This window comes from Acidovorax sp. GW821-FHT11A03, from assembly GCF_058809075.1.
Window position 1 is genome coordinate 497,086 of the sequence record NZ_JBXASG010000004.1, and the last position, 23,751, is coordinate 520,836.

Below are 23,751 nucleotides of genomic sequence, written 5' to 3' on the forward strand. Positions count from 1 at the left end.
GAGAGGGGTTGTGGGGGCCGAAACCCTCTCCCGCGCGCCAGGCCCGCCCCTGCGGCGCGTGGGAGGACGCTTCAGCCCGCTTCCGGGATCGGGGCGCGCATCCCGGCGTTCACCAGGTTCCAGGCGTTGATCACGGCAATCGCAAAGCCCAGTTCGGAGATTTCGGTCTCGTTGAACACCGCCTGCAGCTTCGCGAATTCCTCGTCGCTCGCATCGCTGTGGGGCGTGGCGGTGATGATCTCGGCCCAGCGCAGGGCGGCGCGTTCACGCTCGCCGAAGAACGGCGCCTCGCGCCAGCCGGCCACGGCGTTCAGGTGGCGCGGCTCCATGCCGTCCTTGACCAGGTAGGTCCAGTGCATGTCCATGCAGTACGCGCAGCCGTTGATCTGTGAGACGCGCAGGAAGACGAGTTCGGCCAGGCGCGCGCCCAGTGGTCCCTTCTTGAGGGTTTCCGACAGGCTCACCAGGCCCATGAAGGCCTTGGAAGACAGCTTGTGATAGGGCAGGCGGGCGGTGTGTTGGGTGGTCGATGGCATGGCGGGTCCTTGGATGTGAATGGCAATGGTCCGGGGTAAAAACGTCGGGCATGAAGGCTGCGGTGGTGTTGCTGCTGCTGCTGCCTTTCATACTGGTTAGACGTGGCCGGGTCTGCCGCTGTGACACGGTGCCCCGAAAAAACCTCAGCACGTCACCCCAGCGTGTCCGGGATGCCCGCCAACTTGTCCGGGTTGCGCACGGCATAGATGGCCACAATGCGCTCGCCGTCCGTCACGAACGCCTGCGCCGATTCGATGCGGCCGTCCACGTAGCGCAGCAGGCCGGGTTCGCCGTTGAGGAGCGCCATGCGGTAGACCACCAACGCGCCCAGGCGGCGGAACTGCGCCCAGTACAGGTTGGCGATGCGGAACGGCCCCACCAGCGGCTTGGGAAAGGATGGCACCTTGCCGCCGCCGTCGCCAATCAGCTGCGCGTCTTCGCTGAGCAGCGCCTCGATGGCGTTGCGGTCGCCGCTTTGGGCGGCCCGCATGAAGCGCTGCAGCAGCTGGTGGTGCACGGCCTGCGGCACCTCGAACCGGGTGCGCGCCTGCTGCACGCGCTCGCTGGCACGGTGCACCATCTGGCGGCAGCTGGCCTCGCTCTTGCCCAGCTGCGCGGCGATCTCGGGGTAGTCGTAGTCGAACACCTGGCGCAGCAAAAAGGCCGCGCGCTCCTCCGGCCCCAGGCGCTCCAGCACGTACATGAATGCCACCGACAGCTCGCCCGCCAGCTCGGCGGCCGCCTCGGGGGTGTCGTGGTGGTGCGGTGCGTCGCCGTGGTGCAGCTCCACCAGCGGCTCGGGGAGCCACCAGCCCACGTAGGCCTCGCGCTCGGCCTTCAGCGCGCGCAGCCGGTCGATGGCCAGCCGCGTGACCACCGTCACCAGCCAGGCCTCGGCCGATTGCAGCACGGCCACATCCTGGCGGCTCCAGCGCAGCCAGGCGTCCTGCAGTACGTCCTCGGCATCGGCGCGCACGCCCAGCATGCGGTAGGCAATGCCGAACAGGCGGGGGCGCAGGGTGGTGAAGGGGTCGGTGGCGGTGGGTGCGGGGTTCGTGGTCATGGCGGTGTCGGGTGGCGTGCGGCAGGCAGGAGCGTGTGGGAAGACTGTTCCGTGGTCCTGCACAGACGTTGGAGGCAGCGGTGGTGTGACAGGGCGGCCCTGGTTGCTTTTATTTTGATAGCTATTGGCGCTTGTCGGTAAAGCGCTGGAGGCATTTTTGAGCAGAGCCGAAGGCTGGGAGGAATGACCGTGTTGTACGCAACCGGGCGTGCGCAGGCAACCCCCGTGCGGGGCCCGTGACAGGGAAGGGACGGCCCGCGGAAAGGCCTGCGGCGGCCTGGCCGGGCCGTCATTGCGCCGGGCTGCGCGATGGTTCACAGTGCGGGTTTCCATCCCGCAACCCAAGGAGCGCAGCATGGCCCATGCATTGAACTGGTTCGAGATCCCCGTGACCGACTTCACCCGCGCCAAGACTTTCTACGAGACGGTGCTGGGCATCACCATTGCGCCCATGGAAATGGGCCCGACCAAAATGGGGATGTTGTCCTCCGACCCCGCCGCCGTGGGCGGTGCCCTCGTGCAGGCGGAGGGCAGCGTACCCTCGCAGAACGGGACGATGGTGTACCTCAATGGCGGCGAGGACCTGGCCCCCCTGCTGGCGCGCGTGGAGCCGGCGGGCGGGGCGGTGGTGGTGCCGAAGACGGAGATTGGCAACGACTTCGGCTTCTTTGCCCACTTCATGGACACCGAGGGCAACAAGGTCGGGCTGCACTCGATGAAGTAGCGGGCGCGGACCCATCGGGAGGACCGCCGGTCACCCCGCCGGTTCGCCCACGCTCCCGGGCTCCGTCAGCCGCTCCAGCCGCGCCAGGAAACCCATGGCCTGCTCCGTGCTGGTGCCACACATCTCGGCCGACGGCATCAGCCCCCCGCACACCGCCGGCCGCTCGGGTTGCCCAAAAATGAGGCAGCGCGCACCGTCCCCCAGCTGAATGCACCGCACCCCCGCCGGTTTGCCCTGGGGCATGCCCGGGATGGGCGAGCTGATGGAGGGGGCGGTGCAGCAGGCGCCGCAGCCGGGGCGGCAGTTCATGGGTGGATGCTATTATTTATATAGCTGCTAGCGCTTATGAATAAAGCGCTAGAGGCCAATTTGATTCAAATTTTGGCGTTCACTGGCCAGCGGCAGCATCGCCGTGCAGGCAGCTGGATGCCCACAGCACCTGGTCGACCACGGCGCGCACGCGGTCGCGGTGGGCTTGCTGGATGAGGGCGCCGCTGTCGTCGAATGCGCTGCCGGCCGAGCCCAGCGCAAACGCCTTGGGTGCCAGCCAGCATTCGGCGTTGATGAGCAGGGGCGCCAGGTGGCTTTGCGAGCGCAGGCCGCCCAGGGCGCCGGGCGAGGCGCTGAGCATGCCCACGACCTTGCCGCGAAAACTCTTGCCGCCGTCTTGCCAGTCCGGGTGGCCCTTGACGGGGCTGGAGGCCCAGTCGATGGTGTTCTTGAGCAGGGCGGTGTAGCTGCCGTTGTACTCGGGCGAGCAGATGACCCAGGCGGGGTGCTGCCACAGGATCTCCTTGAGCCGGATCACGTCCGCCGGTGTGCCCTGGGCTTCGAGGTCGGCGTTGTACAGCGGGATGTCGAAGTCCGACAGCTCCAGCAGCGTGACCGTGGCGCCCGCGTCGCGTGCGATGGTGGCGGTGGCGTGGGCCAGTTTGCGGTTGAAGGACTGCTGGCGCGTGCTGCCGGCGAAGATCAGGAGGGAAGGTGTGTGGGGCATGGTGCCTGCGATTGGAGCACAGGCGCGTGGCAGGATTCCTGCAAGCCGGGAAGCCGGGAAGCCGGTGCGTGGCGCTGCGCCAGTGCGGCTACGTGCGGCGACCCGCAATCCGCCCCACCAGCGACCCCAGCGCCGCCATGAAACAACCCAGGCTGAGCAGCGCGCGCCACAGGTTGGCGGCGTTCCACCGGTCGCGCACCTGGGCCCAGCCGGCGGGCAGGGCCTGGGGGTTCCAGGCTTCGGTGGTGTGGTTGAGCGGCAGGTTGACCTGCTGGGTGAAGAACACGATGCCCAGCAGGTAGGCCACGCCCACCCCGGCCAGCAGGCGCCACCATGGCGCGCGGTGGTCACGCCAGGCCGTGGCCAGGGCCAGCCCGCACCACAGCGGCGGGCCAAAGAACAGCACAAAGAACAGCGCGTGCCGCACGTTGCGATTGAAGGCCGATTGCACGGTGGCGTAGATGGCGCCGTCCATCTGCAGCAGGGCCAGGTTGATGTTGGCGCTGTAGGTGCCGAAGAACCCGGCCATGAGGCCGAGCCACAGCACGGCGAGGGCGTGGGGGATCAGGGAGAGCGGGGGCGGCGCGTTGCTGGGGTGTTGGGCGGTGGTCATGGGCGGGCTGGTGGGGGTGATGCCCGCACTCTGCCGGTAAGCCGCCCCCAGTGCCTTATCCTTTGATAAGAGCGGCTCACAAAACTCCCCTGGCGTCGTTGTTCCGTCTTGTCGTACCGCTTGTACTGCCTGCGACGGAACGCCTAGCCAGGGCCGCTACGCTGAGTTTTGTTAGCCGCTCTAAGCCCCATCTCGCTGCGCAGGCGCGACAGCGAGACATCGGTCACGCCCAGGTACGACGCCAGGTGCTTGAGGGCGATGCGCTCGGCCCATTGCGGATGCTGCTCCAGCAAACGGGCGTAGCGCTGGCGGGCGCTGAGCTGGAGAAATTCCTGCTCGCGCTGCATCTTGCCGTCGAGCAGGGCGCAGAGCACCCGGTGCTCCAGCGCGGCCCACGGTGCCCAGCCCGCGCCGGGCAGGGGGCGGCTGGAATCGGTGGGCAAGGGCAGCGCCCACACCACGCTGTCTTCCAATGGTTCCACGTGAAACATCACCGGCTGCTGGCGCAGTGTGGGGGTGATGGGCCAGCACAGGGCGCCGTCCAGAAAGAAGTTCTTGTTGGACTCTGCTCCGTCGCGGTCCAGGTAAAACAGCCGCAGGGCGCCGCGCTCCACCCACCACAGGTGCCGCCAGTATTCGCCTGCCCGCAGCAATGGCTGGCCACGCTCCAGCACGCGCCGTTCGGCGCGTGCCCACCAGGCTTCCACGGCCGGGGGCGGGGCGCCAAGCAACTCGGTCAGGAAGAGGGTGAGGGGGTTGGAAACAGACACGGCCTGCGCAAAGTGGGAAAATCGCGGGTTGCCTGCTGGGGCGCCGGGCGCGCCCACCACCAGCAGGGCCGGTGTGCGGCGCCTTGGGTAGGGTGCCCCTGTGCTACCGGGTGTTTTGATTATCGGGCCCGCCAGGCCCCGGAGTGTCCCCCATGTTGTATCCCCAGGAATTTGATGTGATCGTTGTCGGCGGTGGCCATGCGGGCACCGAGGCCGCGCTGGCCGCCGCGCGCATGGGCAGCAAGACGCTGCTGCTCACGCACAACATCGAGACGCTGGGGCAGATGAGCTGCAACCCCAGCATCGGCGGCATCGGCAAGGGCCACCTGGTGAAGGAGGTGGACGCGCTGGGCGGCGCCATGGCGCTGGCCACGGACGAGGGCGGCATCCAGTTCCGCATTCTCAACAGCAGCAAGGGCCCCGCCGTGCGGGCCACGCGCGCCCAGGCCGACCGCATCCTCTACAAGGCCGCCATCCGCCGCATGCTGGAGAACCAGCCCAATCTGTGGCTGTTCCAGCAGGCGGTGGACGATCTGATGGTGGAGGGCGACCGGGTGGTGGGCGCCGTCACGCAGGTGGGCATCCGCTTTCGCAGCCGGACGGTGGTGCTCACGGCCGGGACGTTCCTGGACGGCAAGATCCATGTGGGGCTGAACAACTACGCGGCCGGCCGGGCCGGGGACCCGCCCGCCGTGTCGCTGTCGGCGCGCCTCAAGGAGCTGAAGCTGCCCCAGGGGCGCCTGAAGACCGGCACGCCACCGCGCATCGACGGGCGCAGCATCGATTTTTCGAAGTGCACCGAGCAGCCCGGCGACGGCATGCCCGGTGGCGTGAACGAGGGCACCGTGCCCGTGTTCAGCTTCATGGGCAACGCGCAGATGCACCCCCAGCAGGTGCCCTGCTGGATCACCCACACCAACGAGCGCACGCACGAGATCATCCGCAGCGGCTTTGACCGCAGCCCCATGTTCACCGGCAAGATCGAGGGCGTGGGCCCGCGCTACTGCCCGAGCGTGGAGGACAAGATCAACCGCTTTGCCGACAAGGACAGCCACCAGATCTTCCTGGAACCCGAAGGCCTGACCACACACGAGTACTACCCCAACGGCATCAGCACCAGCCTGCCGTTCGACATCCAGTACGACCTGGTGCGCAGCATGCCCGGCCTGGAGAACGCGCACATCCTGCGCCCTGGCTATGCCATCGAATACGACTACTTCGACCCGCGCTCGCTCAAGAGCAGCTTCGAGACGCGGCAGATCCAGGGCCTGTTCTTCGCCGGGCAGATCAACGGCACCACGGGCTACGAAGAGGCGGCGGCGCAGGGCCTGTTCGCCGGCATCAACGCCGCGCTGCAGTGCCGGGGCGAAGCCGCCTGGCTGCCCGGCCGCGACGAGGCCTACCTGGGCGTGCTGGTGGACGACCTGATCACCAAGGGGGTGACCGAGCCCTACCGCATGTTCACCAGCCGGGCCGAGTTCCGTCTGCAGCTGCGCGAGGACAACGCCGACATGCGCCTGACCGAAGCAGGGCGCCGCATGGGCCTGGTGGACGATGCGCGCTGGGATGCGTTCAGCCGCAAGCGCGATGCGGTTTCACGTGAAACAGAGCGTCTGAAAGCCACCTGGGTGAACCCGCGCAACCTGCCCGCGGCCGAGTCGGAGCGCGTGCTGGGCAAGAGCATCGAGCACGAATACAACCTGTTCGAGCTGTTGCGCCGCCCGGATGTGAACTACGCCAGCCTGGTGTCCATGGACGGCGGCAAGTACGTTTCCAGCGAGGTTTCACGTGAAACGCTGGGGCCCTTGAGCGAGCCCGTGGTGGAGCAGGTGGAGATTGCGGCCAAGTATTCGGGCTACATCGACCGCCAGAAGGGCGAGGTGGAACGCGCCGCGCACTTCGAGAAACTGCGCCTGCCGCCCGACCTGGACTACATGCAGGTCACGGCCCTGAGCATCGAGGCGCGCCAGGTGCTCAGCCGCCACCGGCCCGAGACCCTGGGCCACGCATCGCGCATCACGGGCATCACGCCGGCGGCGATCTCGCTGTTGATGGTGCATCTGAAGAAGGGTGGCTTCAAGGAATTTGCCGTCGCCCCGTCCAAGGCTGAAGGCGAAGTGGCGGCATGACGATGACCGTACCCCACAACGACGCATTGCGCAGCCAGTTGCAGGCGGGTGCAGATGCCCTGGGCCTGGGCCTGGGCGATGACCAGGTCAGCCAGCTGATGGAATTTCTGGCCCTGCTGCAGAAGTGGAACAAGGTCTACAACCTGACCTCGGTGCGCGACCCGCACGAGATGATGACGCACCATTTGCTCGACAGCCTGGCGGCGGTGGCACCGCTGCGCCGGCACGTCGCCACCCTGGAGCAACAGGCCCTGGCAGCGGGCTCGGTGCGCCTGCTGGATGTCGGCTCGGGCGGCGGGCTGCCCGGTGTGGTGTTCGCCATCTGCTGCCCGGCGGTGGATGTGAGCTGCGTGGACACGGTGGGCAAGAAGGCGGCGTTCATCCAGCAAGCGGCGGTGTCCTTGAAGCTGCGCAACCTGCATGGGGTGCATGCGCGCGTGGAGACACTGACGACGCCGTTCGACATCATCAGCTGCCGTGCGTTTGCTTCGCTGCCCGACTTCGTGACCTGGTCGCAGGGTGCGCTGGCCGCGCCCCACGGCGTGTGGCTGGCCATGAAGGGCAAGCACCCAGAGGACGAGATCGCAGCCCTGCCCGCCGGTGCGTCGGTGTTTCACGTGGAACCACTGACCGTCCCGGGCCTGGAGGCCGAGCGCTGCATCATCTGGTTGAAGCCCGCCTGAGGTTTTTTGGGACGGGTTTGCCGGCTGCTGACATGCGGATGAGGGAGCAGGGAGGGGTGGTCGCTTAAACTCGGCTGCTCATCGTGGGTGCGCCGCATGTCGCGGCACCCCCTCCAGATCCAGCACACCGGGAGAGATCATGTTCGGCATCGCAGACTACGGCGCCTTTGTCGCCGCCATCGTGTTGTTCCTGCTCATTCCGGGCCCCGGGAATCTGGCGCTCATCACCTCCACCAGCAAGGGCGGCGTGCGCGGCGGCATGGCCGCCACCCTGGGCGTGATCGCGGGCGACCAGGTGCTGATGTGGGCGGCGGTGGCCGGGGTGGCGGCCTTGCTGGCCACGTACCCGACGGCGTTCCATGCGGTGCAGTGGCTGGGGGCCGCCTACCTGGCCTGGCTGGGCTTCAAGATGCTCACGGCCAAGCCGGGGGCACAACCCATCCTCAACATCCAGCCGCGCCACTATTTCAAGCAGGCGGGGCTGATCACCTTGCTCAACCCCAAGGCCATCGTGTTCTACATGGCGTTCTTCCCGCTGTTCGTGGATCCGGCGCGCCACCAGGGTTTTCTGACCTTCGGCGTGATGGCGGCCACCGTGGCGGTGCTGACGTTCCTCTACGGGCTGGTCGCCGTGCTGCTCACGCACCACCTGGCCGCGCGCATGCGCGCCAACCCGCGCATCGGCCGCGTGCTGGAAAAAGTGGCGGGTGTCTTTCTGATCGGCTTTGGCATCAAGCTGGCCATCTCCAAGTAAAACAACGACAACAACACGGACTGCAACACCCACATGGCCAAAATTTTCTGCGTTGCCAATCAGAAGGGTGGTGTTGGCAAGACCACCACCACCGTGAACCTTGCTGCCGGGCTGGCCAAGATCGGCCAGCGCGTGCTGATGGTGGACCTGGACCCGCAGGGCAATGCCACCATGGGCTCGGGCGTGGACAAGCGCAGCCTGGACCTCACGGTGTACGACGTGCTGCTCGAATCCGCCTCGGTCAAAGAGGCCGCCGTGCTGTCGGAAAAATGTGGCTACTGGGTGCTGGGCGCCAACCGCGAGCTGGCGGGCGCCGAGGTGGAACTGGTGGCGCTGGAGCACCGCGAAAAGCGCCTGAAGGCCGCGTTGGCAGAGGCCGATGGCGACTACGACTTCGTGCTCATCGACTGCCCGCCGTCGCTGTCCATGCTCACGCTCAACGGCCTGTGCAGCGCCCACGGCGTGATCGTGCCCATGCAGTGCGAATACTTCGCGCTCGAAGGCCTGACCGACCTGGTCAACACCATCAAGCAGGTGCACGCCAACCTCAATGCCGACCTGCAGATCATCGGCCTGCTGCGGGTGATGTTCGACCCGCGCATCACCCTGCAGCAGCAGGTGAGCGACCAGCTCAAGGGCCATTTCGGCGACAAGGTGTTCAACAGCGTGATCCCGCGCAACGTGCGCCTGGCCGAGGCGCCCAGCTACGGACTGCCCGGTGTGGTGTTCGACCCGGCCGCCAAGGGCAGCCAGGCCTTTGTGGAGTTTGCGCAGGAGATGGTCGAGCGCGTGCACACCATGCCGGCGGGAGCATCTTCCATGGCAAAAATGGCCCCTAGCGCTTGATGGACAAGCGCTGATAGCTATTGAATTGATAGTAATGAAGGCTTCCAACATCCTGCTGCTGCCCGGCTGGCAGAACTCGGGCCCCGGCCACTGGCAAAGCCTGTGGGAGGCCCGCCACGGCTACCACCGCGTGGAGCAGCACGACTGGATGCGCCCGCTGCGCGGCGACTGGTCGGCGCGGCTGGAGGAAACCGTGGTCGATGCCGATGGCCCCGTGGTGCTGGCGGCGCACAGCCTGGGCTGCATCCTTACCGCCTGGTGGGCTGCGCATTCGGCCAACGCGCACCGCGTGGTGGGCGCGCTGCTGGTGGCGCCGGGCGATGTGGAACGCCCCGACCTGGCCGCGCAGATCCACGGCTGGGCGCCCATTGCACGCAAACCCCTGCCGTTCCCGGCCGTGCTGGTGGGCAGCCGCAACGATCCGTATTGCAGCCTGGAGCGCGCCGAAGGTTTGGCGCAGGCCTGGGGCGCGCGCTTCATCGACTACGGCGAGCGCGGCCACATCAATGCCGAATCGGGCCTGGGCGATTGGGATGAGGGGCATGGCTGGCTGCTGCAGCTGGCCAACCCGGCATGAGCCGCTGGGCCTTGTGGCGCGTGGTGCGCCGTGTAGCTGTCAGCTACCGAATTTCTCAGTGATCCGATCCATGACCAAAATCAACCTGCCCGCCATCGCCGACCAACTTCCCCGCGCCTGGAGCTCCACGGTCGTGGGCCAGGCCGCAGGCGCCAACGTCAAGGTGCTGCGCATGGACGACGCCGCCTACTCCGACGAGTCGCACGACTTTGATGAGGCGCTGCTGGTGCTCGACGGCTGCATGCGCCTCGCCCTGCAGGGGCAGGTCACCGAGGTGAACGCGGGCGAGGTGTTCATCGTGCCAGCAGGTGTGCCCCACGCCGTCGCGCCCGGCAGCCATGGCACGCTGGTCATCATCGACCGCTGAAGAATCTTTCCCCCATTCCTTTTCGCGAGAAGCATTTCATGGTCACCAAAAAACCCAAGGGCCTCGGCCGAGGCCTCGAAGCCCTGCTGGGCCCCAAGGTCGAAGAAAAAGTGGAACAGGCCCAGGCGGCTGAAGCCGGGCTGCCCAGCAGCCTGCCGCTGTTTGAACTGGTGCCCGGCGTGTACCAGCCCCGCACGCGCATGGACGAAGGGGCGCTGTATGAGCTGGCCGAATCCATCAAGGCCCAGGGCATCATGCAACCCATCCTGGTGCGGCGTCTTGCGAGCGGAGACAACGCGGGCAAGTACGAAATCATCGCGGGCGAGCGGCGCTTTCGGGCCTCGCGCCTGGCGGGCCTGGCCGAGGTGCCGGTGCTGGTGCGCGACGTGCCCGACGAGTCGGCGGCCGCCATGGCGCTCATCGAGAACATCCAGCGCGAGGACCTCAACCCGCTGGAAGAAGCCCATGGCCTGCAGCGCCTGGTCAAGGAATTCGGCCTCACGCACGAGCTGGCCGCGCAGGCCGTGGGCCGCTCGCGCAGCGCCGCCAGCAACCTGCTGCGCCTGTTGAACCTGGCCGAGCCGGTGCAGACCATGCTGATGGCCGGCGACATCGACATGGGCCATGCGCGCGCGCTGCTGTCGCTGGACCGCGCCGCGCAGATCACGGCGGGCAACCAGATCGCGGCCAAGAAACTGTCGGTGCGCGAGGCCGAGGCGCTGGTCAAGAAGATCGGCGCCGAGTTCAGCCTGGTGCCGCAAAAGCCCCAGAAGGAAAAGTCGCGCGACTTGAAGCGCGTGGAGGAAGAACTCTCGGACCTGCTCATGGCCGAGGTCGAGGTGCGCGTGAAAAAACGCGTCAAGCGCCACGGCCGGGTGGAGGACATGGGCGAGCTGGCGATCCAGTTCGGCTCGCTGGAGGCCTTGAACGGGCTGATCGACCGCCTGCGGGGTCAGGCCTAGCCTTCTTGTGCCGGGGATGTGTGAAATAGCGCACACAAGCGGTTTCCACACGTAACTTGCGCAGGCAAAATGCGTCTGTGCGGGGCCTACACTGCGCTGCGTTCAACACACCCGGGTTGACCGCAAGGCCTCTTCACAGGGCGGCGATACAGCCGCCCTGCGGCCCACGATGGTTTGCCGGGTGATCCATGCATCTCCTGGAGCAGACCCCCATGACCCCTTTGCGCTTCGTCCTGACCCCCGCCTGCCTGGCCGTTGGCCTGTGCATCGCCAGCCTGGGCGCCCAGGCCCAAAACACCAAACCCCCCAAGGTCCAGCTGTGGATGGACGTGTCCACCGGCACCATGGCTGGCATGCCCGAGATGGACAGCCTGCCCGGCGGGGGCGGCATGCTCGGCGGCCTCATGGGCGGGGGCGCGCAGGGCAGGGCGGGCGGTGGCAACACGGCCTACGGCAACGCCCGCGCCATGTCCATCATGCCGCCGCGTGTCATCGACATCGCCTTGCACAACACCCTGCGCCCCGGCGTCGAGGCCAGCCAGGCCATTCCGGCGGGCATGCGCATGGGCGAATCCCTGCCGCTGGTCCCCCCGCGCGCACAGCCCACCCAGACCGAGCCGGGCGAGGTGCCTCAGGAATACCAGCAGCACCAGCCCAAGGGCCGCATCCTGCTGTACTGGGGCTGCGGGAGCGCGGTGCGCGCGGGCCAGCCGCGCGTGATCGACCTGGCGCGCGCCAAGCCGACCGACTATGCCCAGGCCTTCGCCGGCCGCGCCGTGCCCGACCGGGGGCCGCGCGTGGGCCCGGCCTATGCGCTATACCCCAACGAACGCAACCAGGTGAGCCTGTCGGCGGGCAGCTCCCTGGTGGGCGAACACCAGGTGCGCGGCGATGGCGTGCCTGCATCCATGAAGTTCACGCTCGGTGCCGCGCAGGACCTGATGCCCGCCATCGACCTGCGCACCACCGGCAAGCCGCAGGACAGCATGGGCACCAGCTGGCAGCCCGTGCGCAATGCGCGCGCCTACTACCTGCACGCCATGTCGCAGAACGGGGACGACCTCGTGATGTGGTCCAGCGCCGAAACGCCCGACACGGGCATGGGCCTGTTCGACTACCTGTCGCCCGCCACCATCGACCGCTGGCTCAAGGAGCGTGTGCTGCTCTCGCCCGAAACCACGCAGTGCGCCATCCCGCAGGGCATCTTCGCGGGCGGCGGGCGCGATGCCACGCCCATGCTGCGCATGATGGCCTACGGCGGCGAAAGCCACATCGTGCACCCCCCGCGCCCGGCCGACCCCAAGGCAGCCTGGGAGCCCGAGTGGGCCGTGCGCGTGCGCGTCAAGTCGCACACCATGGCCATGCTGGGCGAAGAGATGCAGGGGCGGCGCGGCGGCAGCATGGGCACGGCACCCGGCGCACCCTCGGGCGGCGCCTATTCCAGCGGCATGGGCGGCGCGCCGGCAGGCCAGCAGCCAGCGGGCGAGGGTGGCACGGATGCGGGCAACGTGGTCAACCCCGTCAACCTGCTGCGCGGCATTTTTGGCCGCTGAGCACGAACCCATGCTGGCCCTGCGCATGCCCTGGCCCCTGCCCGCGTTGCTGGCGTGGGCGTGCGCGTGGCTCATTTTTGTGGCCCTGCAGCGCGCGGTCCCACCGGTGGCGGCCTTGCTGGCCGCCTGCCTGATCGGGACGGCGGCCAGCGTGCTGGGCGGCAGCTGGTGGCGGCGCGGGCTGATCGCGGCGGGCTTTCCGCTGTCGCTGGCGCTGCTGGGCGCGGCCAGCCTGCCCACCTGGGCGTGGCTGGTGCCGCTGGCGTTGCTGCTGCTGGTCTACCCGCTCAACGCCTGGCGCGATGCGCCGCTGTTTCCCACGCCCCACCATGCGCTGCAGTCCCTGGCCTCGCAGGCCCCGCTGCCGCTGGGGGCGCGGGTGCTGGACGCGGGCAGCGGCGTGGGCGATGGCCTGAAGGCACTGCGCCACGCCTACCCGGCCGCGCAGCTGGAGGGCATCGAATGGAGCTGGCCCCTGCGCCTGCTGTGCGCCCTGCGGTGCCCCTGGGCCCGCGTGCGGCGCGCCGACATGTGGGCCGAGGACTGGAGCCCCTACCGCATGGTGTACCTGTTCCAGCGGCCCGAGAGCATGGCCCGCGCCGCCGCCAAGGCCCAGGCCGAGCTGGCGCCCGGCGCGTGGCTGGTGAGCCTGGAATTCGCGATCCCCGGCGTGCTGCCCAGCGTGCAGCTGCGCGCACCGGGGGGCCGCGTGGTGTGGCTCTACCGCATGCCGCTCAACCGCGTGGAGGCATGAGATGCCACTGTTCCATGGCGATTTGAGCCGTTCGGCGCGGTTACAGAAAAGATACAAGCTTTTGCTACATTGCGTCCCTGGCTACAACCCCATACAAAACTACCAAGAAACTCACAGCCAGAGGGGGCTGCCAGCAGCACGTGAAAGCGCCGGGAGGGGGCGCACGCGCAGCGAGCACCTTCCTTGTCCGGATCTCCCATCCTGCAGGCGCTTTCCGCCGTCGCGGCGCACCTCCCTGACCGGTGCGCGCCTGGCGTGGCGCGGCCTTGCGCGTGGGCAGTGCCGGGGTTTTCTGGTGCGCAACCGACCGATCTGCAAGGAGCATCCATGACCGCCCACCCATCCCGTTTCCGCCCGCGCCTTCTGTGGGTGCTGGCCCTGAGCGCCGCCCTCACGGGCTGCGCCACCATGCAGAGCCATGACAAGCTGGCGACCGACATGCAGAACGCCGGGCGCAGCGGCGGCATTCCCGCGGCCATCGCCCAGCTCGAGAGCACCGCCAAGACCGAGGAAGAAAAGACCGCGCTCCTGTTCAACATGGAACGCGGCGAGCTGCTGCGCATGGACCGCCGCTACCCCGACAGCACCAACGCCTTCCTGCTGGCCGACATCAAGGTCAAGGAATGGGAAGAAACCGCCAAGACCAACCCCAGCAAGCTCATGGGCACCGTGGGCGCCGCGCTGATCAGCGAACGCCTGAAGGTCTATGAAGGCCAGGACTATGAAAAGGTGTGGGTGACCACGCGCCTGGCGCTCAACCGCATGGCCGTGGGCGACTTCGAGAACGCCCGCGTGGACATCAAGCGCACCCACGAGCGCGAGGCCATCATTGCCGAGTTCCGTGCCAAGGAAACCCTGGCGGCGGAAGAAGAAGCCAAGTCCAAGGGCGCCACCTCGGGGGGCAAGGAACTCAACGGCTACCCCGTCGAGACGCTCAACGACCCCGAGGTGCTGGCCCTCAAGAACGGCTACCAGAACGCCCTTTCGCACTACCTCGCCGGCTTCCTGTACGAAATGCTCAACGAGCCCGGCCTGGCCGCGCCCGGCTACCGCAAGGCCATCGAGCTCAAGCCCGAAACCGGCGTGCTCGAAGAAGGCCTGCGCGGCCTGGACACCCGCACCGGCTTCACCTGGAAGCGCCGCCAGCGCATGACCGACGTGCTCTTCATCGTGGAAGCCGGTGACGCCCCCGCGCGCAAGCCCAAGGCCTTCACGCTTCCGGTGCCCACGGGCCGGGGCATGGTCACGGCCAGTATTTCCTACCCCGTGATCGAGCCGTCCAAGGACGCGCTGCTGACCACCATCTCCGCCGCGGGCACCGACCTCAAGCTCGAAAAGGTGGTGGATGTGAACGTGATGGCGCGCCGCGCGCTCAAGGACGAAATGCCCGGCATGGTGCTGCGCGGCTTCACCCGCGCCGTGGCCAAGGGCGTGCTGCAGAACGAGCTGCAAAAGCGCGGCGGCCTGATCGGCGGCATCATCGGCGCGGCGGCCTCGGTGGCCACCGAGCAGGCGGACGACCGCATGTGGCGCATGCTGCCCGGCCGCGTGTACGTGGCCCGTGGCTACCTGCCACCGGGCGAGCATGTGGTGAGCGTGAACGGCCGCCAGCTGCCCCAGCCCATCAAGATCGACGGCCAGTACGCCCTGGTGCCCCTGCGCATGTACGACAACAGCGTGCTGACCGGCGATGTGGCCATGCTGGGCCAGCTGCCCACCGTGGCCGCCGCGCCGCAGCCCGCCGCGGCAGAGCCTGCCACCACCGTGCGCACGACCACCACCACCACCAGCCGGACGCGCTCGGTGCCCAAGTCGGTGGTCAAGTCCACCTCGGCCACGCCCGCGCCCGCCGCCAAGAACTGAAACCGCACATGTCCCATTTCCAAGGAGCCTCTGGCATGAGAACCCGTTTTGCCCTTGCCGCCGCCGCACCCGCCATCGCGTGCGCGGCCCTCACCCTGACCCTGGCCACCGCGGCCCGCGCCCAGCTGCACGACCCGGCCACGCCGCTGGCCGTGGCCTCCAAGGTGGCGCTGCGCGGCGAGGCCAACAGCATCGCCGTGCGCGAGATGCGCATCGTGCGCAAGAACGACATCCTCGTCGTGCAGGCCGACATGGCCAACATGGGCCGCACCGACCGCACCGTGTTCTATCGCTTCAAGTGGCTGGACAACGTGGGCAACCAGGTGGGCGACGGCGAATCGTGGAAGCAGATGAGCGTGCTCGGCCTGGGCCAGCAGACCGTCAAGAGCGTGGCGCCGACCAGCGCCGCCGTCGACCTGCGCCTGGAAATGAACGTAGAACCGCGCTGAACACCACAGTGCCGACCGGAGAAAACAAGATGCAACGCAACACCATTCAGCGCACCACGCTCATCCTGGCCTTCGCGGCCAGCACCCTGGCCCTCTCGGCCTGCCAGAACCTGTCCTCGCCCACCGTGCGTTTTGACCGCCAGGTCAACTACGGCGACGCCAAGGCCGTCGAGCTGGTGACCAACGAGTTCGGCTCCACCGACCTGCAGATGATCGCCGAGAAGATGACCGGCGGCCTGCTGGAAACCGGCATCTTCCAGGGCCGCCCCACGGTGACGATCTCCACCGTGAAGAACAAGACCAGCGAGTACATCGACACCACCAACGTGATGAACTCGATCCAGACGGCGCTGGTCAAGTCGGGCAAGGTGCGCTTCGTGCGCTCCATCAACGAGATGCAGGCCGGTGTGGACGAGCTGCAGCGCCAGAACCAGAGCGGCCTGTACAAGCAGGGCACCACCGCCAAGGTCGGCCAGATGACGGCCGCCAAGTACAGCATGGAAGGCGAGCTCACCAGCATCGTCAAGCAGAACAACGCGACCAAGGACGTGTACTACAAGTTCACGCTCAAGCTGTTCGATGTGCAGGAAGGCACGATCGAGTGGCAGGATGAAAAAGAGATCCGCAAGACAAGCAAGCGATAAGAAGTAGGCAACCCCCTGAGCGGCTGCGCCGCTTCCCCTTTTCTCTCGCGCTGCGCGCGGGAAGGGGGACGCCGCCAGTGCGGCGGGGCGGCCCTTGCACGGCGGCTGCTGGCCTGGGCCGCGCCAGTTTCGAAGGATGAAGGTGCTCCGGCCCGCATCGCTCGACCCATTCATGAATTTCCGTCAGCTCACAAGGAGCACACCATGCAACGCAGAATCACCCTCCACACGGCCCTGGCCGTGATCGCCGCCACCACCATGGCGTGGGGCACCGCCGCCCAGGCGCAGCAGCCGGGCGCCGCGCCCAAGATCGCCGTGACGGACCTGGCCTACGCCCAGCGCGTGTCTGAATATTTCCTGGCCGGCACCTACCAGCGCAGCAGCCAGATGAGCGCGGGCGGCAGCCACAGCGGCGGCTACAGCGCCGGGCCCTACGGCGGGGGCGGCTCGCACTCGGGCAGCCACCACATGCAGGCGTCCGAGCAGGCCAGCGGCACCTACGTGGCCGGCCGCTACAGCTACATCGAGCAGCGCGAGCTCGGCGGCTACACCAACGACATCAAGGGTGCCATCCTGCAGGGCACCTACTTCCGCCTGATCCAGGGCAAGGGCTTCGACGCGGGCAAGCCCCAGCCCTCCAAGGCCGAGCAGGTGCTCAACCAGGTGCAGGGTGGCAAGATGGCCACGCCCCAGGTGCAGCCCCAGGTCAACGACGTGATCAGCCGGATCAAGAAGGGCGAGTTCAACGGCGCTGACTACGTGCTGTTCGGCGTGGTCTCCAGCATCGACTTCACCGATGCGCTCTCGCCCCTGCAGGGCACCACCAGCGCCACGCGCCAGTACGGCCTGCAGCTTCTGGCCGACTTCTCGCTCATCAACACCAAGACCTACGAGATCAAGGCCGCGTTCTCCGCCCAGGGCGAAGGCAACGACACCAAGATCCTGTCGATCCGTGGCGACATCGCCCCGCCCAACCGCGCCAAGGTGATCCGCGAGACCTCGCTGTCGCTCGCGCAGGACGTGTACCAGCAGATGGCCATGCAGCTGGGCTACACCGACGCCCACCTGGCGCGCGGCGTGCGCCCGCCGCCGGTGTACCAGCAGGGCGGCCAGCCCATGCCCGTGCCGCAGCCCCAGCAGCCCGAGCAGGTCCTCATCCTGAAATAAGGGCATCCCTGGGCTGGGGCGTGCCGGTTTTGACTGGATTGCCCCGTTCCGGTTGATGGATAAGCGCGATGTGCTATTGATTTGCTAGCGTTTTTTTGCGACCTCAGGCGCCTGGCGGCGCGCCAGTGGCAGGCGCAGCGTTCCGGGTCGCCGCAGTCGTGCCAGACTTCGGCTGTGCTCAACGTCCAACGCTTTTTTTCTTGTGCCGCACCTGGGCGGTCCCTGGCCAGCCCTGCGCTGGCCTTTTTCGTGGCCACGGCCGGGGCCGTGGTGCTCGGCGGCTGCGCCGCGTCGCCACCGCCGTTCTATGCGGCGGCCGTGTCCGGATCGCTGGTGAATGTGTACGGGCCCGAAGCGTCCGCGGGCGCGCCCCAGGCGCCCCCGCAGGCCCCGGCGGCGCCGACCCAGGCCCCGCCGCCGTCGGAGCCGTTTGCACCGCGGCCCCTGCCGGGCGCCGATGGCGCGACGCTCCAGGCCCTCGCGCGCAGCGAGCGCACGGCACCGCTGCGCTACCGCGTGATCGTCATCCCCGGCTCCGGCTGCGCGGGCATGGGCCCGATTGCCGACCGCTATTTCGCCGGCCTGCTGCACGCGCAGGTGCTGGTGCTGCACAAGCCCGGCGTGGACCCGCAGGCGCGCACGGCCCCCGGCGACTGCGCGCGCGAATTCGTGCAGCAGGACCGCCTCTCCACCTGGCTGGCCCACGCGCGTGCGGCCCTGGTCGCGGATGCGCGGCAGCGCGCGCGCGACGGCGCGCCCGCGCTGCCGCAGCTGCTGGTGGGCATCTCCGAAGGGGCCGAACTCTTGCCCGCCCTCGCCCCCGAGGTGCCGCAGCTGGCGGGCCTGGTGCTGCTGTCGGCCAGCGGGCTGGACCCGCAGGAGGCCGGCAGGCTGCAGGCGCAGCGCCTGGGTGCGCAGGAAGACTGGGAGGAACTGGCCCGCGTGGTGGCCGGGAGCCGGCCCGACACCGCCGTGGCGCAGGGCCGCAGCCTGGGTTACTGGCGCGACCTGTGGAGCTGGCCGCTGACCCTGCCGCTGGTGCAAAGCCCCTGGCCCGTGGTGCAGGTGTGGGGCGGCGAGGATGCCCTGGTGCCCCCCGCCGCATACGAACGGTTTGCCGAACTCGCCGCCTTGCGCACCGAGCCCTATTGCGCGCGCAGCCTGCCCGACGCGGACCATGGCCTGCAGCGCCGCGCCGCCGGGGCGGATGGCGTGCAGCAGGTGTGGGCCTGGGCAGAGCAATGGGCGCGGGACCCGGCCGCAGGCCTGTGCGCGCCCTTGTCGCGGTAACAGGCCATGGCGCAGCGCCACCTGCCGCCGCCTGCATGCCAGCCAGGGGCGCGGCGCATGGAGTGGTGGTGGTGGCGCCGGGGCTGCGCGCCCGTCGCGGTGCCGTGTCTGAGCCTTCTCTTCCTCTTCCTCCTCCTCCTCCTCGCGCCCGCCGCGTTCGGCCAGACGGCCTCGTGCGCTGACTTCCTGGCCGCGCAGCGGCGCAAGCCGCCGGGGCTTGAATGGACCGGCTGTGCCGAGGGCCACCTGCACCAGCTGCGCGCGCTGACCGCGACCTATCGGGTACCGGGCGCGCAGGCGGCGGCCGTGGAGCGCTACCTGGCACGCCACACCGGCATGGCGCGGCTGCACTTCGTGTGCTGTGGCTGGGAGCCCCGCAGCCGCCACCGGGGGCGCGAGGGCGCGGGCAGCCTGCCGGGGCCGCAGGGCTTGGCCTACCGCGTGTCCATGCACTCGGGCGAAACGCTGGTCACGCGCCGCGGCGGCTGGGGCGCCATCCCGTGGTTCGAGGTGAGCGTGGTCCTGCCGCTGGAGCCGCCATAGCGCAGGGGGCGCGGCCTACCGTGGCCGGTACATCTTGAACAACTGCTCCGGCCCCACCGTGAAGTAGTCGGCCGGGCCCCCCGCGCGCAGGATGTGGCCGGCGTTGGCGGTGTCGTACACGCCGTCCTTGAGCAGCCGCTGGTCGATGTGCACGGCCACCACCTCGCCCAGCACCAGCCAGGTGGGCACCTGCACGCCGTCTGCGCCCTGCAGCTGCAGGATCTGCGTGCTGCGGCATTCGAAGGTGACGGGGCTTTCGGCCACGCGGGGTGGGCGCACCTGCGTGGACGGTCGGGGCGTGAGGCCGGCGAGCGTGAACTCGCTGACCTCGGGCGGCGCGTTGGCGCAGCTCTGGTTCATGGCCTCGGCCAGGTCGCGCGTGGCCAGGTTCCACACGAACTCGCCGGTCTCCTGCACGTTGCGCACCGTGTCCTTGAAGCCGATGCTCGCGAAGCCCACGATGGGGGGCACGTAGTTGAACGCGTTGAAGAAGCTGTAGGGCGCGAGGTTGGTGGCTCCGGCCGCGCTCTGCGTGGAGATCCAGCCGATGGGGCGGGGGCCGACGATGGCATTGAACGGGTCGTGCGGCAGGCCGTGGCCCTGGCGGGGTTGGTAGCTGTGGATGGCGGAGTCGGGCATGGCGGCGGGGCGGCGAAGGCAAGGAATGCCCATCGTAGGGCGATCTCAGGGCGCCTGCGGGCCCGGGGGCATTGCGGTGGCCTCGGCCTGCGCCTGCAGCCAGGCGCAGAACACATCGATCCGGGGGTGGGCGCCGGCGCGGCGGCGCAGAACGTAGTCGTAGCCCGAGGCCGCGAAGCCCAGCGGCGCCACCAGCCGGCCGGCCCGCACGTCGTCCAGCACGAGGTGCCAGGGGGCCACCGCCACGCCCAGGCCGCGCACGGCGGCCTCCAGGGTGAAGTAATAGTGTTCGAACTCGGGGCCCGCGGGTGGGGCGGCAGGCACCGGCGCTCCCGTGGCGGCCGCCCACATGGCCCAGGCGTTGCGCCGCGTGCGCGTGTGGAGCATCAGGGGCTGCAGGGCGGGAGCGGCCATGTCGGCGGGCTGGCGCAGGGCCACGCGCCCGGCGAGCGCGGGGCTCAGCACCGGGCCCAGGTGTTCGGGGAACAGCCGCGTACAGGCCGGGGTGTCCCGCGCCGCGCCGGGCTCCTCGGCGGTGATGGACACGTCGCAGCGCGCGGCGCCTGCGTCGGCGGTGATGGTGGTGCGCAGGCGCACCTCGATGCCCGGGTGCCGCGCCTGGAAGTCGAACAGCCGGGGAATCAGCCATTTCACGGTGAAGGTGCTGAAGCAGGCCACGTCCAGCGGGCCTCGGCTGCCGTCGCCGATCTCGCGCACGGCTTCGGCGATGTGCGCGAACGCGGTGGTCAGCACGGGCTGCAGCACGCGCGCCGCCGGGGTGAGCGTGGGGCGGGCCTTGCTGCCGTCGAACAGGGGCACGCCCAGGTGCTGCTCGAGCTGGCGCACCTGCCGGCTGATGGCGCCGGGCGTGACCGACAGTTCGTCGGCCGCCGCGGTCATGCGGCCCAGGCGGGCGGCGGCCTCGAAGGCGCGCAGGGCGCCCAGTGGGGGCAGGCGGGGGCTCATCTTTGTGAGTTTAGTGCACAAGGCTGCGGAGAAATCATCGCTTTGCAGGCGGTAGAACGATAGCAACAATGGCCCATGCCATCAGCGGCAATGCGTGGATCGCCTGAGGGCTGCGCTGCCCGCTTCTGCCTATTTAATTGACTTCAGGGAACATACGAGAACACCACCATGCCTTTCATCCGCACCCATGTTCCGCAAGACACCCCCGCCGCCACGCGCACGGCCATCGTGCAAGGCGTCCACCAGGCGCTGGTGGACAGTATCGGCATGCCGCCGGACGAGCTGTTCAACCTGGTGGCCGGCTACGCGCCCGGGGAGTTCGCCTGCAGCCGCACCTTCAACGGCGTGGCCCGCTCCGACCGCGTGGTGGTGCTCGAGATCACGCTGCGGCGCGGGCGCAGCGATGCGATGAAGCGCGCCCTGTACGCCGCCATCGCGCACAACCTGCACACCCTGGCGGGCGTGGCGCCGGCCGATGTGTTCATCTTCCTGCACGAGAACGACTATTCCGACTGGTCCGTGGGCCACGGCCGCTTTGCGATGGACCTGGTGCAGCAGCGGGGCGCGCCGGGCTGAGGGGCGTGGTCCCATCCGGCGACGTCCGTTTGCTGCAAATTTGATAGCTTTTGGCGCTTTCCGGCCGTGCGCTAGGCCATGTTTTTGCCAATGAACCCGCTGGGCGGCTGCCCCATCGCCGCCTTGAACATCGCGGAGAACGCGCTTTCGCTCGCGTAGCCGCTGGCCGCCGCCACCTGGCCCACGGGCTCGCCGCGCGCCAGGCGGGGCAGGGCATGGGCCAGCACGGCCTGGCGGCGCCACTGTGCGAAGCCCATGCCGAACTGCGCGCGGAACAGGCGGGCCAGCGTGCGCTCGCTGGCGCCGCTGTCGGCCGCCCAGTGCCGCAGCGTGGCGTAGCGCCCGGGCTCGTGCAGCACGGCCTGGCACAGCGCGCGCAGGCGCTTGTCGCTGTGGGGGCCGGGCAGCGGCACGCCCAGGGCCAGGCTTTCGGCCTGGCCGATCTCATCGAGCACCAGCGCGGTCAGCGCGGCCTCGCGCGCGGGGCCGGGGTGCGGGCCGCCCACCGGGTCCAGCGCCGACACCAGCTCGCGCAGCAGGGGCGTCACGGCCATCACGCGGCAGTTCGCGCCGCCAGCCGGCACCACGCCGGGGTCGATGTAGAGCGTGCGGAAGGCGGCCGCCTCCAGCACCGCCACGGCGTGCAGCGCGCCGGGGGCGATCCACACCGCGCGCGAGGGTGGCACGATGTACGCGGTGGCGGTGCCCGGTGCGTGCACGCTCACCTGGACCACCCCGCTGGCGCAGTAGGCCAGCTGGCCCCAGGCGTGGCGGTGCGGCTCGAAATGCGTATCGGCCGGCATGTCGCGCGCCCGCACCCGCACGGGGCTGGCGGGCGTGGGGGTGAACGGGTCGGTGTCGCCCAGGGGAGCGGCTTGGCTGGTACGGGCCATGGCGGGTCGAAAAAAAGCAGAAAAGGGGGCGTGGCCGGCGTGCCCCGGATCAACGGTTTGGCGCAAATTCGCCGAAAGCTGTCGTTCCGTCGCATTCCAGAAACCCGGGGCCAATACTACGATGCCGCCATGACCACCGCAAATGTCCACGGCCTTCCGCCTGCCTCCACCCCGCTGCGCGCCGATGCCAGCGTCATCGGGCTGGTCGGCATCGCCCACCTCATCAGCCACTACAGCCAGCTCCTGCTGGCGCCGCTGTTCCCGTGGCTCAAGGACGCGTTCCAAGTCGGCTACACCGAGCTGGGTTTCCTGATGACCATCTTCTTCGTGGTCTCGTGCGCGGTGCAGGCGGGCTCGGGCTTCGTGGTGGACCGCTTCGGGCCCCGGCCCATCCTGTTCGGCGGCCTGGCGCTGCTGGGCCTGGCGGCCTTCGGCTTCGCGGCCAGCACCAGCTACGCCATGCTCGCGGCGTTCTCGGTGCTCGCGGGCATCGGCAACGGCGTGTTCCACCCGGTGGACTACACGCTGCTCAACCGCCGCGTGAGCGCGCCGCGCCTGGGCCACGCCTACAGCGTGCACGGCATCACCGGCAGCCTGGGCTGGGCGCTCGCCCCCGCCATGCTGGTGCCCATCGCCATCGCGACATCGTGGCGCGTGGCGCTGGTGTGCGCGGGCGTGCTGGCGTTCTCGGTGCTGCTGGTGCTGCTGGCCAGCCGCCGCCACCTGGCGCTGCCGCCCATGCCGGCGCCCACCGCTGCGGCCAGGTCCGCCGCCACCGGCGCGGCCGGGCAGGGCGGCAACTTCGCGTTCCTGCGCATCCCCGCTGTGTGGATGTGCTTTGCGTTTTTCTTCTTCTACGCCGTGGCGCTGAACGTGGTGCAGGCCTTTGCCCCCGAGGCCGCGCGCCAGCTGCATGCCGTGCCCGTGGCGCTGGCCGCGATGTGCCTCACGGTCTACATGGTGGCCAGCGCGGGCGGCATGGTGCTGGGCGGCTTCCTGGCGGCCGACCCCAGCCGCTGCGAGCGCATCGTGGGCATCGGTTTCGGCCTGGCGGCCTGCGTGGCCGTGGCGCTGGCCCTGGCGCACCCGCCCGGCGCCCTGGTGCCCGTGCTGTTCGGGGTGATGGGTTTTTGCGCCGGCATCGCCGGCCCCTCGCGCGACCTGCTGGTCAAGCGCTCCACGCCCGAGGGCTCCACGGGCCGCGTCTACGGCATCGTGTATTCGGGCCTCGATATCGGCCAGGCGCTGTCGCCGCTGCTGTTCGGCGTGCTGCTCGACCAGGGCCGCTTCACCGCCGTGCTGCTGGGGCTGGCCGTGGTGCAGGGCGTGCTGATCGCCAGCGCCTTCAACGTGCGCCGGGTGCGCAGGACGGTGGCGCCGGTGGCGGCCTGA

The 23,751-nt window shown here is 69.1% G+C and carries 27 protein-coding genes; 18 read left to right on the plus strand and 9 right to left on the minus strand.

What is annotated here, in order from left to right:
* Nucleotides 1–71: 71 nt before the first annotated feature.
* Both AC1RVY_RS12665 and AC1RVY_RS12670 read right to left on the minus strand, forming a co-directional pair.
* The gene (locus tag AC1RVY_RS12665; protein WP_218296414.1) at nt 72–536 is read right to left on the minus strand and encodes a carboxymuconolactone decarboxylase family protein; all 465 of its coding nucleotides are present in this window, start codon (nt 534–536) and stop codon (nt 72–74) included.
* A 152-nt stretch (nt 537–688) separates the two neighbouring features.
* A complete protein-coding gene (locus AC1RVY_RS12670; protein ID WP_492806756.1) occupies nt 689–1,600 on the minus strand; it encodes an RNA polymerase sigma-70 factor in 912 nt (303 codons plus the stop codon).
* Nucleotides 1,601–1,955: 355 nt separating this feature from the next.
* Here AC1RVY_RS12670 and AC1RVY_RS12675 point away from each other — a divergent pair, with 355 nt between their 5' ends.
* On the plus strand, nt 1,956–2,324 hold the full coding sequence (locus tag AC1RVY_RS12675) for a VOC family protein (RefSeq protein ID WP_492806757.1): 369 nt from the start codon (nt 1,956–1,958) through the stop codon (nt 2,322–2,324).
* A gap of 30 nt (nt 2,325–2,354) precedes the next feature.
* Here AC1RVY_RS12675 and AC1RVY_RS12680 read toward each other — a convergent pair whose 3' ends face one another.
* The 4 genes from AC1RVY_RS12680 to AC1RVY_RS12695 all read right to left on the minus strand — a co-directional run bounded on the left by AC1RVY_RS12680 (nt 2,355) and on the right by AC1RVY_RS12695 (nt 4,704).
* Nucleotides 2,355–2,633, minus strand: coding sequence for a YkgJ family cysteine cluster protein (locus AC1RVY_RS12680; protein ID WP_218296417.1), 279 nt, complete (start codon nt 2,631–2,633; stop codon nt 2,355–2,357).
* A 79-nt stretch (nt 2,634–2,712) separates the two neighbouring features.
* Nucleotides 2,713–3,321, minus strand: a complete 609-nt coding sequence (locus AC1RVY_RS12685) for an NADPH-dependent FMN reductase (protein WP_492806758.1) — start codon at nt 3,319–3,321, stop codon at nt 2,713–2,715.
* 88 nt (nt 3,322–3,409) lie between these two features.
* The gene (locus AC1RVY_RS12690; RefSeq protein WP_492806759.1) at nt 3,410–3,934 is read right to left on the minus strand and encodes an anthrone oxygenase family protein; all 525 of its coding nucleotides are present in this window, start codon (nt 3,932–3,934) and stop codon (nt 3,410–3,412) included.
* A gap of 143 nt (nt 3,935–4,077) precedes the next feature.
* Nucleotides 4,078–4,704: a Crp/Fnr family transcriptional regulator gene (locus tag AC1RVY_RS12695; RefSeq protein WP_492806760.1), complete on the minus strand. Its 627-nt coding sequence runs from the start codon at nt 4,702–4,704 to the stop codon at nt 4,078–4,080.
* Between the two features lie 152 nt (nt 4,705–4,856).
* On the opposite strand from AC1RVY_RS12695, the gene mnmG reads away from it, so the two are divergent.
* From mnmG to AC1RVY_RS12770, 15 genes are all read left to right on the plus strand, one after another.
* Nucleotides 4,857–6,833: a tRNA uridine-5-carboxymethylaminomethyl(34) synthesis enzyme MnmG gene (gene mnmG, locus AC1RVY_RS12700; protein WP_492806761.1), complete on the plus strand. Its 1,977-nt coding sequence runs from the start codon at nt 4,857–4,859 to the stop codon at nt 6,831–6,833.
* Between the two features lie 2 nt (nt 6,834–6,835).
* Entirely contained in the window at nt 6,836–7,516 is a 681-nt protein-coding gene (gene rsmG, locus AC1RVY_RS12705) for a 16S rRNA (guanine(527)-N(7))-methyltransferase RsmG (protein ID WP_492806816.1), read from the plus strand.
* 139 nt (nt 7,517–7,655) lie between these two features.
* Nucleotides 7,656–8,270, plus strand: coding sequence for a LysE family transporter (locus tag AC1RVY_RS12710; RefSeq protein ID WP_492806762.1), 615 nt, complete (start codon nt 7,656–7,658; stop codon nt 8,268–8,270).
* 33 nt (nt 8,271–8,303) lie between these two features.
* Nucleotides 8,304–9,116: a ParA family protein gene (locus tag AC1RVY_RS12715; RefSeq protein WP_492806763.1), complete on the plus strand. Its 813-nt coding sequence runs from the start codon at nt 8,304–8,306 to the stop codon at nt 9,114–9,116.
* 34 nt (nt 9,117–9,150) lie between these two features.
* Nucleotides 9,151–9,693, plus strand: a complete 543-nt coding sequence (locus AC1RVY_RS12720) for an RBBP9/YdeN family alpha/beta hydrolase (protein ID WP_492806764.1) — start codon at nt 9,151–9,153, stop codon at nt 9,691–9,693.
* A gap of 70 nt (nt 9,694–9,763) precedes the next feature.
* Nucleotides 9,764–10,060 (plus strand): cupin domain-containing protein, encoded by a 297-nt coding sequence (locus AC1RVY_RS12725; RefSeq protein ID WP_218296424.1) that lies wholly within the window; start codon nt 9,764–9,766, stop codon nt 10,058–10,060.
* Between the two features lie 38 nt (nt 10,061–10,098).
* Nucleotides 10,099–11,022: a ParB/RepB/Spo0J family partition protein gene (locus AC1RVY_RS12730; protein WP_492806765.1), complete on the plus strand. Its 924-nt coding sequence runs from the start codon at nt 10,099–10,101 to the stop codon at nt 11,020–11,022.
* Between the two features lie 212 nt (nt 11,023–11,234).
* A complete protein-coding gene (locus AC1RVY_RS12735; protein WP_492806766.1) occupies nt 11,235–12,575 on the plus strand; it encodes a hypothetical protein in 1,341 nt (446 codons plus the stop codon).
* Between the two features lie 10 nt (nt 12,576–12,585).
* Entirely contained in the window at nt 12,586–13,329 is a 744-nt protein-coding gene (locus AC1RVY_RS12740) for a class I SAM-dependent methyltransferase (RefSeq protein WP_218296427.1), read from the plus strand.
* Between the two features lie 327 nt (nt 13,330–13,656).
* A complete protein-coding gene (locus AC1RVY_RS12745; protein ID WP_218296428.1) occupies nt 13,657–15,192 on the plus strand; it encodes a COG3014 family protein in 1,536 nt (511 codons plus the stop codon).
* 35 nt (nt 15,193–15,227) lie between these two features.
* A complete protein-coding gene (locus AC1RVY_RS12750) occupies nt 15,228–15,641 on the plus strand; it encodes a YcfL family putative periplasmic lipoprotein (protein WP_218296429.1) in 414 nt (137 codons plus the stop codon).
* Between the two features lie 29 nt (nt 15,642–15,670).
* On the plus strand, nt 15,671–16,285 hold the full coding sequence (gene lpoB / locus AC1RVY_RS12755) for a penicillin-binding protein activator LpoB (protein ID WP_218296430.1): 615 nt from the start codon (nt 15,671–15,673) through the stop codon (nt 16,283–16,285).
* A 204-nt stretch (nt 16,286–16,489) separates the two neighbouring features.
* A complete protein-coding gene (locus tag AC1RVY_RS12760) occupies nt 16,490–17,452 on the plus strand; it encodes a hypothetical protein (RefSeq protein WP_218296431.1) in 963 nt (320 codons plus the stop codon).
* 174 nt (nt 17,453–17,626) lie between these two features.
* The gene (locus AC1RVY_RS12765; RefSeq protein ID WP_492806767.1) at nt 17,627–18,742 is read left to right on the plus strand and encodes an alpha/beta fold hydrolase; all 1,116 of its coding nucleotides are present in this window, start codon (nt 17,627–17,629) and stop codon (nt 18,740–18,742) included.
* Between the two features lie 6 nt (nt 18,743–18,748).
* Nucleotides 18,749–19,285 carry a DUF4952 domain-containing protein gene (locus tag AC1RVY_RS12770; RefSeq protein ID WP_492806768.1) on the plus strand — a complete coding sequence of 179 codons (537 nt, stop codon included), beginning with the start codon at nt 18,749–18,751 and terminating at the stop codon, nt 19,283–19,285.
* A 15-nt stretch (nt 19,286–19,300) separates the two neighbouring features.
* On the opposite strand, the gene AC1RVY_RS12775 is transcribed toward AC1RVY_RS12770, so the two are convergent.
* Nucleotides 19,301–19,957, minus strand: coding sequence for a flavin reductase family protein (locus tag AC1RVY_RS12775; protein WP_370627745.1), 657 nt, complete (start codon nt 19,955–19,957; stop codon nt 19,301–19,303).
* 12 nt (nt 19,958–19,969) lie between these two features.
* Nucleotides 19,970–20,890 (minus strand): LysR substrate-binding domain-containing protein, encoded by a 921-nt coding sequence (locus AC1RVY_RS12780; protein WP_492246153.1) that lies wholly within the window; start codon nt 20,888–20,890, stop codon nt 19,970–19,972.
* A gap of 168 nt (nt 20,891–21,058) precedes the next feature.
* Here AC1RVY_RS12780 and AC1RVY_RS12785 point away from each other — a divergent pair, with 168 nt between their 5' ends.
* Nucleotides 21,059–21,466 (plus strand): tautomerase family protein, encoded by a 408-nt coding sequence (locus AC1RVY_RS12785; RefSeq protein ID WP_492246154.1) that lies wholly within the window; start codon nt 21,059–21,061, stop codon nt 21,464–21,466.
* 71 nt (nt 21,467–21,537) lie between these two features.
* On the opposite strand, the gene AC1RVY_RS12790 is transcribed toward AC1RVY_RS12785, so the two are convergent.
* Nucleotides 21,538–22,359, minus strand: a complete 822-nt coding sequence (locus tag AC1RVY_RS12790; RefSeq protein ID WP_218339269.1) for an AraC family transcriptional regulator — start codon at nt 22,357–22,359, stop codon at nt 21,538–21,540.
* A gap of 129 nt (nt 22,360–22,488) precedes the next feature.
* Here AC1RVY_RS12790 and AC1RVY_RS12795 point away from each other — a divergent pair, with 129 nt between their 5' ends.
* On the plus strand, nt 22,489–23,751 hold the full coding sequence (locus AC1RVY_RS12795; protein ID WP_369640980.1) for an MFS transporter: 1,263 nt from the start codon (nt 22,489–22,491) through the stop codon (nt 23,749–23,751).